At 61.5% G+C, this 11667-nt stretch carries 11 protein-coding genes; 6 read left to right on the top strand and 5 right to left on the bottom strand.

Annotation, left to right across the window (positions count from 1 at the left end; translation table 11 throughout):
- Both RAE07_RS05830 and RAE07_RS05825 read right to left on the bottom strand, forming a co-directional pair.
- Positions 1-693, bottom strand: a complete 693-nt coding sequence (locus RAE07_RS05830; RefSeq protein WP_023019908.1) for a hypothetical protein — start codon at positions 691-693, stop codon at positions 1-3.
- A 63-nt stretch (positions 694-756) separates the two neighbouring features.
- The gene (locus RAE07_RS05825; RefSeq protein WP_248100126.1) at positions 757-1371 is read right to left on the bottom strand and encodes a carbonic anhydrase; all 615 of its coding nucleotides are present in this window, start codon (positions 1369-1371) and stop codon (positions 757-759) included.
- A 35-nt stretch (positions 1372-1406) separates the two neighbouring features.
- Here RAE07_RS05825 and RAE07_RS05820 point away from each other — a divergent pair, with 35 nt between their 5' ends.
- A complete protein-coding gene (locus tag RAE07_RS05820) occupies positions 1407-2267 on the top strand; it encodes an iron-sulfur binding domain-containing protein (RefSeq protein WP_239205483.1) in 861 nt (286 codons plus the stop codon).
- Positions 2268-2323: 56 nt separating this feature from the next.
- Here the strand turns inward: RAE07_RS05820 and RAE07_RS05815 are convergent, their stop codons facing one another.
- Positions 2324-2494, bottom strand: coding sequence for a DUF4236 domain-containing protein (locus RAE07_RS05815; RefSeq protein ID WP_080970400.1), 171 nt, complete (start codon positions 2492-2494; stop codon positions 2324-2326).
- A 142-nt stretch (positions 2495-2636) separates the two neighbouring features.
- Between RAE07_RS05815 and RAE07_RS05810 the strand changes: the two genes are divergently transcribed.
- On the top strand, positions 2637-3764 hold the full coding sequence (locus RAE07_RS05810; RefSeq protein ID WP_232212554.1) for a lipase family protein: 1128 nt from the start codon (positions 2637-2639) through the stop codon (positions 3762-3764).
- An 82-nt stretch (positions 3765-3846) separates the two neighbouring features.
- Here the strand turns inward: RAE07_RS05810 and RAE07_RS05805 are convergent, their stop codons facing one another.
- Positions 3847-6603, bottom strand: coding sequence for an ATP-dependent Clp protease ATP-binding subunit (locus RAE07_RS05805; RefSeq protein ID WP_317001513.1), 2757 nt, complete (start codon positions 6601-6603; stop codon positions 3847-3849).
- A gap of 222 nt (positions 6604-6825) precedes the next feature.
- Here RAE07_RS05805 and RAE07_RS05800 point away from each other — a divergent pair, with 222 nt between their 5' ends.
- Positions 6826-7452 carry a hypothetical protein gene (locus RAE07_RS05800; protein ID WP_317001512.1) on the top strand — a complete coding sequence of 209 codons (627 nt, stop codon included), beginning with the start codon at positions 6826-6828 and terminating at the stop codon, positions 7450-7452.
- Complete coding sequence (locus tag RAE07_RS05795; protein WP_317001511.1) at positions 7385-7726, top strand: hypothetical protein; 342 nt, start codon at positions 7385-7387, stop codon at positions 7724-7726. The genes RAE07_RS05800 and RAE07_RS05795 overlap by 68 nt, the downstream gene beginning before the upstream one ends.
- Before the next feature lie 66 nt (positions 7727-7792).
- Here the strand turns inward: RAE07_RS05795 and RAE07_RS05790 are convergent, their stop codons facing one another.
- The gene (locus RAE07_RS05790) at positions 7793-9214 is read right to left on the bottom strand and encodes an MDR family MFS transporter (protein ID WP_317001510.1); all 1422 of its coding nucleotides are present in this window, start codon (positions 9212-9214) and stop codon (positions 7793-7795) included.
- Between the two features lie 111 nt (positions 9215-9325).
- Here RAE07_RS05790 and RAE07_RS05785 point away from each other — a divergent pair, with 111 nt between their 5' ends.
- Positions 9326-10762 carry a GuaB1 family IMP dehydrogenase-related protein gene (locus RAE07_RS05785; RefSeq protein WP_317001509.1) on the top strand — a complete coding sequence of 479 codons (1437 nt, stop codon included), beginning with the start codon at positions 9326-9328 and terminating at the stop codon, positions 10760-10762.
- Between the two features lie 25 nt (positions 10763-10787).
- Positions 10788-11663, top strand: coding sequence for a phytoene/squalene synthase family protein (locus RAE07_RS05780; protein WP_239205475.1), 876 nt, complete (start codon positions 10788-10790; stop codon positions 11661-11663).
- The last annotated feature ends 4 nt before the right edge of the window (positions 11664-11667 follow it).

The raw sequence follows: 11667 nt of genomic DNA, 5'->3' as shown, positions 1-11667 counted from the left end.
CTAGCGCAGCGTGAAGTCCTGCGGCGGGGAGGAGTTATCGCCGATGATGGTGTGGGCGAAGTAGGCGCCTGGCTCAGCCGCGGGGCGATTGGTGCATTCGCCTGGCTTGGAGGCTTGGCGGGACCATTCGGCCTCGAATTTTACGTCCTTGCCGGCCGGGAAAGTCTGCGAGCCGGTCTGCACGGAAGCATAGCAATCCGTATCGGACCACACGCGCTCGTTATCGGCCATCTTGTAGACCTCGAAGCGCAGCAGGTTCTTGTCTAGGTCGATTTTGCAGTCTGCGGCCGTGGGGTTGGTGACTGTCATGAAGAACTTCGGCAGTTCGCCCTCCGGCACGGAGTAATTCAACATGGAGGTGCGCACCTGGAGGTCTGCCAGGTCGCAGGTCTTTTTTGCGGCTTCGGAGCTCGCGGCCGCGGAGCTGGACGGCTCGCTTTCGGCAGACACGCTTTCCGACGCCCCCTCGGCCGACGCCTCCGCGGAGGTCGCGGAGGTTTCTGGGGCGGCAGAAGATGCGGTCTGCTCCGGCGTAGGCGCGGGTGCGGCGGTATCGGCCGGCTCATCGCTGCTGCCCCCGAAGGCAGCCACAGCCGCCCAGATCAGCACCACGACCAGCACGAGTACGATGATGAGCGCCGCTACTCGTCGGCGCTTGTAAATCTCTTCTGGTAGGGGCTTTTTCTGCGTCACGCTGTCAATTTTAAGCGGTGGGCACGGGCCGGTGCGCTAAGCCTGCGCCGCGTGTCAGGCGGGCTAGTCCACCCCGAAGGTCTGCAGGGTTTCCACGCTGGAATCTTCCAGCAGGTAGCGCGCGCCGATAACGCCCAGGGCACCCTCGTCGAGCAGACGGCGGACGTTGGGCACGCTGGCAACCAGCTGGGCGACGGTCTGGCGGGTGTGCTCCCGCTCGACGTCGTCAGTCGTGGCATTTGGGCCCGCCACCAGTGCGGAGGCGGCAACCTTCTCGATGATGGGGCGCTGCAGGCCGGTGGGCAGCTCGCCGCCGGATACGAAACCGGTAGCCGCGCCCACCGCGCCGCAAGATTGATGGCCGAGGACTACCAGCAGGTTGGGTTTGAGGGCAGCAAGGGCGTAGTCGAGGGAGGCTAGGACGGCGTCGTCAAGAATGTGGCCGGCAGTGCGGATGACAAAGGCATCGCCGAAGCCGATATTGAAGACGTGCTCGATAGGGGCGCGGGAGTCGGAACAGGAAATAACCACCACGCGAGGGTCCTGGCCGTGAGTTAGGCCCTCGCGGTTATAAATCTCGCGCACGTCGACGGTCTCGCCGTCCAATACACGCTGATTTCCCGCCTTGAGGGCCTCCCATACGGCCTGCGGTTCGTGGGTAACATTACGTAAAGGCATAGGCCACATTCTAATGCCCTAGACTATCTCCCACGATGGATTCGCAAGCTCTTCTTTCCTGGTTCGATGCCAATGAACGAGACCTGCCCTGGCGCCGGCCTGGCACGAGCGCGTGGGGTGTGCTGCTCAGTGAGGTCATGAGCCAGCAGACCCCAGTCGCCCGCGTGGCTCCGGTGTGGGAGGACTGGATGCGGCGCTGGCCCACCCCGGCAGATTTTGCCCAGGCCACTCGGGCGGAGGTGCTGCGCGCCTGGGGCAAGCTGGGCTACCCGCGCCGCGCGCTGCGCCTGTGGGAGTGCGCGGCGGCTATTGGCGAGGGCGAGGTACCGGCGGACGTCGATGAATTGCTGTGCCTGCCTGGCATTGGGGATTACACCGCGCGCGCTGTGGCCTGTTTTCACTTCGGGGTAAACGTACCGGTGGTCGATACCAATGTGCGGCGGGTGTATACCCGCGCAGAAGAGGGCCGGTTCCTTGCGCCGCAGCCATCGAAGCGGGAGCTGGCGGCCGTGGCAGAGCTTTTGCCGGCCGAGAATGGGCCGCGCTTTTCAGCCGCGCTTATGGAGCTGGGCGCGCTGGTGTGCACGGCGAAGAATCCCGCCTGCGAGCAGTGCCCGCTGCGCGCGAGCTGTGCGTGGCAGCTCGCTGGCCGGCCGCAGCCCAGTGCAGAGGAGCAGGCACAGGCGAAAAAGCGCGTGCAGAAATTCGTCGGCACGGACCGACAGGTGCGCGGCAAGATTCTGGACGTGCTGCGCGCGGCGGAGCGGCCGGTACCACAGTCCGAGATTGACGTGGTCTGGCCCGATGCGGCACAGCGCTCCCGGGCGTTGGCTTCGCTGCTTGCCGACGGCCTCGCCGAGCAAAACGACGCTGGCCTGTTCCACCTCCCTATTTAGGAGGTTAATAATGGCCAGCTATAATCGCAGGTCGCGATCCAGGGCGTGTGAGCTGGTTAACGCCAGCGGCCGCGGAAATTGAATCCGCCCGGCAGGTTCACCCACATGCCGCCGCGGGAATTAAAGGTGACCGGCCCTACCTTGGTAGACATCGACGCGCCGGATCCAGAGACGTTGATCCAGCTATTCTTGCCGGTCTTTTTTCTTGAACGATACTGAAGTCCCATAAGCATTTATTTTAGCAATTCCACTTCCACCGTTCCTACTGCGCAGTAGGTTTTGGATATGGAAAAGATTTGTATGAGACTCCTCACAGTTTGTTCACTAATCCTCGGGTCGCTCTTTCTGCCGCCAGCTGCAAACGCGGCGGTGACTTCAGCTCACCCGGCGCCGCACCTGGCAGAATCGGCGGGCCAGGCGCAGGTGTTTACATATGACACCACCACCGATGCCGGCAAGCCGGTGCAAGCCTCGGCTACCTTGTACGAGCCCACTGCACCGTGGCGTGGCAAGGGCGAGCGCCCGACCATCGTCTTCGGACCAAGCACGCGTGGGCAGGGCGACCAATGCGCGCCGTCGCGCGCGGGCATGCAGCTGGGGTCGGTGGGCCTGAGCAAAGTGGGCTCTCCCACCATTAATGCCAGCTACGAGTACTCATTTTATATGATGGCCCTGCGCCACGGGGCACGCGTTATCGTTGCCGACCTTATTGGGTTGGGCATGCCAGGACACCACACGTATGTAAACCACATTGAAGAAGCACACGCGCTTCTCGACGCCGCCCGCTCCGGCCTAGAACTCGCGCACGCCCCGAAGGACGCCCCTATTGGCTTTGCGGGCTATTCGCAGGGCGGCGGCGCCTCGCTCTCCGCAGCCGAGTATGCCGAACGCTACGCTCCTGACCTCAACGTAGCCGGCACATACGCTGGCGCGCCGCCAACGGACCTGCCGGAGACTATGCGCAGCATTGACGGTTCAGCTATCGCCCACGTGCTGGGCTATGCCATTAATGGCTTTTCTGAGCGTAGCCCAGAATTCCGCGATGCAGTGTTGGCGGAACTCAACCCACGAGGCATTGACTTCTTACGTTCCGCGGCCACCAGCTGCACGGGCGATTCTGTTCTCATGTGGGGCTTTACAAATACCCGAATGCTTACCCGCACCGGGGAATCCTTGTCCGAGATTGTGGAACGCAAACCTGTCGTTAAGGAAACTTTAGAGCGCCAAAACCTGGGCAAAGCGGTGCCAAATGCACCGGTAATGATGGCTAGCTCACCTAGTGATGATTTAATCTCTCATGACCAGGTACGCAGGACTGCTGGAGCGTACTGCTCTATGGGCGGAACCATCGATTTCGTAGCCGCACCCGGCACCGCAACGATTCCACGCACTGGAATCGACCACGCCGTGCCCTTGTACCTAGAGATGCCGGTCGGGTTGCAGTATCTCTTTGACCGCTTTGAGGGCAAACCGGCACCCACTAACTGCACAGCATAAATAGATTCCTGGGCACAAATAAAGCCGCCCAGTTCTCGCAGGGAAAGCGAGGGCTGGGCGGCTTTAAGGCGCTATAGCGCCACTACATCGGCTGGCCGGCGCCTGCTGGCGGCGGGTTATGGCCATCGTCATCGGAGTCGGAACCGGAGCCGGACTCTAGGTCGGTTCCGGCGGCGGTGGAGCCGCCATCGCCCGGAACGTCCGGGGTGATGGTGTCGGGCTCGCCGGCATCGGTGGAGTCGGCGTCGTTTTCGCGCACCTCGGCGTCGTCAAGCTGCGGCTCCTCGGTGTCCTCCGGCAGAGGCTTCGGGCGTGGGCTGAAGGTGAACTTCGCGCCAGTGTTGTCCTTGGACTCGCCGTCCCAGCCCTCGACGTCGACGGTGATGATCTCACCGGCGCCGATTTCACCGAAGAGGATCTTCTCGGAGAGCTGATCCTCAATCTCGCGCTGGATGGTGCGGCGCAGCGGACGAGCACCCAATACTGGGTCGAAGCCTCGCTTAGCCAGCAGGTCCTTGGCCTTCTGCGTGAGCTCGATGCCCATATCGCGCTCATCCAGCTGCTTGGCCACGCGGCCGATGAGCAGCTCGACCATTTCCACAATCTGCTCCTGAGTGAGCTGGTGGAAGACAACGATGTCATCGATACGGTTCAAGAACTCCGGGCGGAAGTGCTTCTTCAGCTCGTCGTTGACCTTCTGCTTCATCCGATCGTACTGAGCATCCGCATCATTTTCGGAAGAGCCAGTAAAGCCCAAGCCCACCGGCTTCGAGATGTCCTGGGTACCCAAGTTCGACGTGAAGATGAGAACGGTGTTCTTGAAGTCAACAACGCGACCCTGGCCGTCGGTAAGCCGGCCATCCTCTAGCACCTGCAACAAGGTGTTGTAGATCTCCTTGTGGGCCTTCTCAATCTCATCAAAAAGCACGACGGAGAATGGCTTGCGGCGAACCTTCTCGGTCAGCTGGCCGCCCTCTTCGTAGCCAACGTATCCCGGAGGAGCACCGAAGAGACGAGAAGCGGTGAAGCGGTCGTGGAACTCGCCCATATCGATCTGGATGAGGTCATCATCCGAACCGAAGAGGAAGTTAGCCAGGGACTTCGACAGCTCGGTCTTACCCACACCGGACGGGCCAGCGAAGATGAAGGAGCCGGACGGGCGGCGCGGATCCTTGAGGCCTGCACGGGTACGGCGGATGGCGCGGGAGACGGACTTGACCGCCTCGTCCTGGCCAATGATGCGCTTGTGCAGCTCTTCTTCCATGTTGAGCAGACGGTTGGATTCCTTCTCTGTCAGCTTCAGCACAGGGATGCCGGTCCAGTGTGCCAGCACCTCTGCAATCTGGTCCTCGCCAACCTCGGCGATTTCCTCGAGGTCACCGGAACGCCACTGCTTTTCCTTCTCAGCGCGCTCCTCACCCAGCTTGCGCTCCTTATCGCGCAAGCCAGCTGCCTTTTCGAAGTCTTGGGCATCGATGGCCGCTTCCTTCTCCTTGCGGACCTCAGCGATGTGGTCATCGACCTCGCGCAGGCCCTTTGGCGCGGTCATGCGCTTGATGCGCATACGGGCACCAGCCTCATCGAGAAGGTCGACGGCCTTATCCGGCAAGAAGCGGTCATTGATGTAGCGATCCGAGAGGGAAGCTGCAGCGTGCAGCGCCTCATCGGTATAAGACACGCGGTGGTGAGCCTCGTACTTATCGCGCAGGCCCTTCAGAATCAAGAAGGTGTCATCCAGGGAAGGCTCGTCTACCTTAACCGGCTGGAAACGACGCTCGAGGGCGGCGTCCTTTTCGATGTGTTTGCGGTACTCATCCAAGGTGGTAGCACCGATGGTCTGCAGCTCGCCACGGGCCAGCTTTGGCTTGAGCAAGGAAGCTGCATCGATAGCACCTTCAGCAGCACCAGCACCGACCAAGGTGTGGATCTCATCGATAAACAAGATGATATCGCCGCGCTGGTTAATCTCCTTGAGGACCTTCTTCAGGCGTTCCTCGAAGTCACCGCGGTAACGAGAGCCGGCCACCAGGGAGCCTAGGTCAAGCGAGTAGAGCTGCTTGTCCTTGAGGGTTTCCGGGACCTTGCCGTTGACGATGTCGAGCGCCAAGCCCTCGACCACGGCGGTCTTACCAACGCCCGGCTCACCGATGAGGACCGGATTATTCTTTGTGCGGCGAGAGAGCACTTGCATGATGCGCTCTACCTCGGACTCGCGGCCAACGACAGGATCAAGCTTGCCGTCCTTGGCAGCCTGGGTGAGGTTGCGGCCGAATTGATCAAGCACCAGGGAATTGGAACGCTCACCGGAACCACCGGAGCCGCCACGAGCGCCGGCGCCAGCACCTGCACCGACTGGACCGGAGCCTTGACCATTGGAGGAACCACCCTCTTGCTGGCCGCCTTCATAGCCGGATAGCAGCTGGATAACCTGCTGGCGTACGCGTGGCAGATCGGCGCCGAGCTTGGTTAGCACCTGGGCAGCGACGCCGTCACCCTCGCGAATGAGCCCCAGCAGCAAGAACTCAGTACCGATGTACTTGTGTCCCATCTGCAGGCCCTCACGCAGCGAGAGCTCCAAGACCTTCTTGGCGCGTGGGGTAAAGGGGATGTGGCCGGTGTGCGGCTGGCTGCCCTGGCCGATGATTTCCTCGACCTCTCGGCGAACATCCTCCAGGGAGATACCCATGGATTCCAGCGCCTTGGCGGCCACGCCTTCGCCTTCATGGATAAGGCCGAGCAGAATGTGCTCGGTGCCGATGTAATTGTGGTTAAGCATGCGTGCTTCTTCCTGCGCCAGGACGATGACGCGGCGAGCACGATCGGTAAACCTCTCGAACATGATTCCCCTATACTTTCGCTTCTAATGTGTCACCCACTCTAACGCGGCAATCCGCCGATCATTTCCGGTTTTGCTCCCAGATGCCCGCAATACCGCGAGAATTCCCCATCTTCGCAGCTCACACGGGTGTACGCCGGTAGCGAACAGGGGCACGAGCATGTAATCTGGAATCGTTTTATTGTTCCCTGCTCCTCTTTCGCACTGTTTAAGGAAATCTCCACCGTGCCGCAACTTCCTGAGTTCTTCGCCACCCAGCACAACCTGCACGAATTGGCAGTAGTGGATGAAGCTCCTTCCTCTACACTCTTTGCCGTGGAAGTCGGGGCCACGCACCAGCCGCTGAGCGTGGAGATTTTCGCCCCAGGAATCACCGGCATGGTGGAAAAGTCCACCGCGTTACATGGATTGCATCACCCGGCTATCGCACCGCTGGTAGGCACGGGCACTACCGCAGACGGGCAAGAGTTTATTGTTCGCGAGGGGTTTGTCGGCACCCAGCTTTCGCAAATACCCAATAATCTCAGCCGCGCGGACGCGGCGGAGATCTTTGGCCCCCTGGCCGGTGCGGTGGATTTTTTGATCTCTCGCAAGCAGGCAGACTTTGCGGTCCATGGGCTAAGGGAAGCCCGGGTGGGCGTCGACAAGCAACGGCAGATTTCGGTACTTGCCGCGGCCGGCCCGTCTACCGAGGAGCACGGCGAGGCGGTAGAGGCATTCGAGCAACTCGTCGCACGCAAGTGCCCGGACTATAAGGCCACCGGCACGGCGGATAGCGCCAAGGATGTGGTGGCTCACCTGCGCCCGCAGCGGCCAGGAGGGCTTCGATGGGGCAAAGTGTTCCTCGCGTGAGCCGGAGTCTGGCCAGGAGGCCAAGATTTCCTGCGTGGGCGATGGGTTTAGCTATATCGTGACCTACTACCCCAGCATAGAAGAGCGCGATGCCATGCTTCCCGACGCCGAGCCGGTGGAGCTTTCCAATGACCAGTGCACCATCCAAAGCTATGAGACCACCGCGGATGTTCCTACTTACGTCATGGCCGTTGAAGGCACCCAATCCGCGTTCCTCGTGTGGGGCGATAAGGCTGAAAACGAGCGGCTGAACCTGCCGCTGTGCGCCTCTTAAATCGCACTCTCAGAGTTTCCGGCCCGCCGCGCATAGCGTGTGCGGGTCTTATGCCTGTCCTAGTGGCTACTCCGTCGACGGCACGCGCTTGAGGAAGGGGGCCAGCACAATAACCACCAGCGAGAGCACGCCTGCAAAAAGGAATGCCCAGTGCGCACCGTGAGCGGTGGCAGCAACATCATTCATGCCTTGTGCCAGGCCAGCCTTGGTGCCACGGCTAAGGAACGTCATCAAAAAGGCAGTGCCGGCCGCGCCCGCCAGCTGCTGCAAAGTATTAAGGATGGCGGAGCCGTGTGAGTAGAGCTCATCCGGCAGGGAGGCCAGGGACGTCGTCATCAGTGGCGTCATCATGAGCGCAATGCCGAGGGCGAATAGGACGTGCATAGCAATGACCATCCACACAGCGCTGTCCTCAGTGAGCAGGGTCATCAGCCACGTGCCCGCGGCAAGGAGAAGGGCACCGGGAATCATCAGCGGACGGGGCCCGTGGACATCATAGAGGCGGCCTACCATCGGGGAGATGCCGCCTTGCAGCAAGCCGCCGGGCATGACGACGAGCCCGGTGACCAGGGAACTTACCGCCAAAGAGGTCTGCAGGTAGATGGGCAGGACATTGACCACGCCAAGCAATAGCCCGAACATCAAAAGCATGCCGAGTACCGCCACGGTGAAGTTCGGAACCTTAAATGGTCGCATATCCAGCAGGGCGCGATTGTCTTTAGCCAGGCGCACTTGCCGGAGGGTAAAAAGCGCCAAGGCCACAAGTCCTATGGCGAGGACGAGGATGTCTATGAGGCCTTCGCCCTCCAGAATATTTTCTAGGGACGATACGGCATATACCAACCCGCCAAAGGCAAGGACGGACAAAATAACTGAGGGGAAATCCAGCGGGGTATCGCGTTTATCGCCCACGTTGACTAGGCGGAGGTAGCCGGCGACGCCGATGAGGCCGAGCAGCGGAACCATGGTCCAGAAGATGACGTGCCAGGTGAACATGCTAAGAACCAGACCACCCACCGTAGGTCCGAGCGCCGGGGCCACGGAAATGACCACGGAGATAATGCCCATGACGCTGCCGCGACGCTGCGGCGGGACGAGGGTCATCGCCACCGTCATCAAGGTGGGGATCATCAACGCAGTACCCGCCGCTTGGAAAACGCGCCCCACCAGCAAGATGCCGAAGGCTGGGGCGAGTGCCGCAAAGACTGTACCGGCAAGGAATACACCCGCGGAGGCGAGAAAGATCTGGCGGGTGGTGAATTTATCCATGAGAAAGCCGGTGGTCGGGATGACCACGCCCATGGTGAGCAGGAAACCGGTAAGCAACCACTGGGCGGAGGTAGCCGGGATGTCAAAGTCCGCCATGATGGCAGGCAATGCCACCGAAAGGGCGGTCTCGTTCAGGATCATCACCATCGCACCAAGGACGAGGATGGTGAGGTTGATTTTTACCTCTGCGGAAATGTGCGGATCTGGTTTCTGAGACACCCAGATAGGATACTGAGGCCGCCGATATGGGGAAAGTCGGGGAGTATAATTTTAATGTCTTCCTCCGCGCGGTCAGACCGCGCCACCCGAATATATAGAGAGGCCATCCCAGTGCGTTTTCTCCAGGATTCCCGCCCGCCGTACGAATTGACCTATTCCGATGTGTTCATGGTGCCCAGCCACTCCGAGGTGGGCTCGCGCCAGTCGGTGGATCTCACCACTGAGGACGGCACTGGCAATACCATCCCGCTCATCGTGGCCAATATGACCGCCGTGGCCGGTCGCCGCATGGCCGAGACCATCGCGCGCCGCGGCGGGCTCACTATCCTGCCACAGGACCTATCCCTGGATGCGGCCGCAGAGACCATCGCCTCCGTGAAAGCGGCTGACTTGGTCTATGACACCCCCATTATCGTGAAGCCGCACCATACCGTGGGCTATACCAGCAACCTTTTGCACAAGCGCGCTCATGGCGCGGCCATCGTGGTCGACGGGGACATGCCCATCGGCATTATCACACCGAAGGATCTGCGCGGGCAGGATAATTTCACCGCCGTCGGCCAATTGATGACCACGGATCTGGTGACGCTGCCGGTGGGCATTGACCCACAGGAGGCCTTCACCAAGCTGCGCAAAACCTCGCGGAAGTTGGCACCGGTGGTCAACCCGGATGGCACCCTGGCCGGAATCCTCACCAGGAAGGGGGCGGTGAGGGCGAAGATGTATAAGCCGGGCGTCGACAAGCAGGGCCGGTTACACATTGGTGCGGCCGTAGGCATCAACGGCGATGTGGAAGGCCGCGCCCGTGCGCTGGCGGAAGCCGGTGCTGACGTTCTAGTCATTGATACCGCGCACGGCCACCAAGCCAGCATGCTCAGCGCGCTGCGCAAGGTAAAAGCGCTGGACTTGGGGCTTCCCATTGCTGCCGGCAATATCGTCACAGCGGAGGGCGTGCGCGAACTGGTGGCCGCCGGCGCGGACATCATCAAGGTCGGCGTGGGCCCAGGCGCGATGTGCACCACCCGCATGCAAACGGGTGTGGGCCGCCCGCAATTCTCGGCCGTCCTGGAGTGCGCTGCGGCAGCCCGCGAGGTTGGCGCCCACGTCTGGGCCGATGGCGGCGTGCGCGACCCGCGCGATGTCGCTCTTGCTCTGGCCGCCGGTGCCTCCAATGTCATGATCGGCTCCTGGTTCGCCGGAACCTTTGAATCCCCAGGTGACCTGCACAAGGACGCCGATGGCGCCTTTTACAAGGATTCCTTTGGCATGGCTTCGCGCCGGGCAGTGCGCGGCCGCAACTCCGATACGGAGGCCTTCGAGCGCGCCCGTCGCGAGATGTTCGAAGAGGGGATTTCTACCTCGCGCATCTACCTCGACCCTGAGCACGGCGGCGTGGAGCATCTAGTGGACCGAATCATTTCTGGCGTCCGTTCCTCGTGCACTTACGCCGGCGCCAATTCCTTGGCTAGCTTCCACGAACGCGCCACTGTGGGCGTGCAGTCCGCCGCCGGGTTCGCGGAGGGGCAGCCGCGCGCCACGAACCGTTAATAGGCTGCATGCTACGTTGACAGATATGCTAACTCGCTATGACCAAGCGGCCTCCCGCGCGGCCGCACAGGTTATGGGGCGCTACTCCACCAGCTTCTCGCTGGCCACGCGGCTCTTGCGCGGGCGGGTGCGCGCCGATATCCGCCACTTATACGCGGTGGTGCGCATTGCCGATGAGCTTGTCGACGGCGCCGCTGCCCAAGCCCACACCGACCCCGCCGCCGCATTGGATGCCTACGAGAAAACCATCCTGGCCGCACCGCAGCAGCGACTGCACACGGATCTCGTGGTCCACGCTTATGCCTTAACCGCGCGTCGCTGTGGCTTCCCCCGCGAGTACCTTGCTGCCTTCTTTCACTCCATGCGCGCGGATCTTAAACAACGCGAGTATTCTTCGGCCGAGCTGCAAGACTATATCTACGGCTCGGCGGAAGTCATTGGGCTTTTGTGCCTACAGATTTTCCTAGCCGAGGAAAGCGTTTCACCCGCCGACCGCACTGCCATGGAACGCGGCGCCCGCGCGCTAGGTTCGGCATTCCAGAAGATAAACTTCCTGCGTGATTTGGGCGAGGATAGCTCTACTTTGGGGCGCACCTATTTTCAGCAGGCCCCATCCGGCCGGATTGATGAGGCCACCAAGTCCGCGCTCATCGCAGAGATCCGCCAGGAGCTTGCTACCGCCGCGCTCACCATCGACTTGCTACCTGCCTCCGCACGGGTTGGTGTGAGCGCGGCGGCGGATATCTTTGCCGAGCTGACCAATCGCCTCGCCGCAACCCCTGCTACGGACCTCGCCACCACGCGCGTATCCGTGCCCAACCACACCAAGGCTTGGTTAGCGGCCCGCGCAGTGCGCCGCCGCGGCCACAGCAAGCACGCCCCACACCCAGCCGAAGATTAAGGAG

The organism is Corynebacterium nasorum, from assembly GCF_032821635.1.
Taxonomy (GTDB): domain Bacteria; phylum Actinomycetota; class Actinomycetes; order Mycobacteriales; family Mycobacteriaceae; genus Corynebacterium; species Corynebacterium kefirresidentii.
The sequence above is the reverse complement of the archived record's forward strand: the minus strand, read 5'-3'. Positions and strand labels throughout refer to the sequence as shown.

What these genes read in the sequence shown, in the direction of transcription:
- RAE07_RS05825 (WP_248100126.1), bottom strand. Translation starts at nt 1,371, where the DNA reads ATGCCTTTACGTAATGTTACCCACGAACCGCAGGCCGTATGGGAGGCC.
- RAE07_RS05820 (WP_239205483.1), top strand. Translation starts at nt 1,407, where the DNA reads ATGGATTCGCAAGCTCTTCTTTCCTGGTTCGATGCCAATGAACGAGAC.
- RAE07_RS05815 (WP_080970400.1), bottom strand. Translation starts at nt 2,494, where the DNA reads ATGGGACTTCAGTATCGTTCAAGAAAAAAGACCGGCAAGAATAGCTGG.
- RAE07_RS05805 (WP_317001513.1), bottom strand. Translation starts at nt 6,603, where the DNA reads ATGTTCGAGAGGTTTACCGATCGTGCTCGCCGCGTCATCGTCCTGGCG.
- RAE07_RS05795 (WP_317001511.1), top strand. Translation starts at nt 7,385, where the DNA reads ATGTGGTGGCTCACCTGCGCCCGCAGCGGCCAGGAGGGCTTCGATGGG.
- RAE07_RS05780 (WP_239205475.1), top strand. Translation starts at nt 10,788, where the DNA reads ATGCTAACTCGCTATGACCAAGCGGCCTCCCGCGCGGCCGCACAGGTT.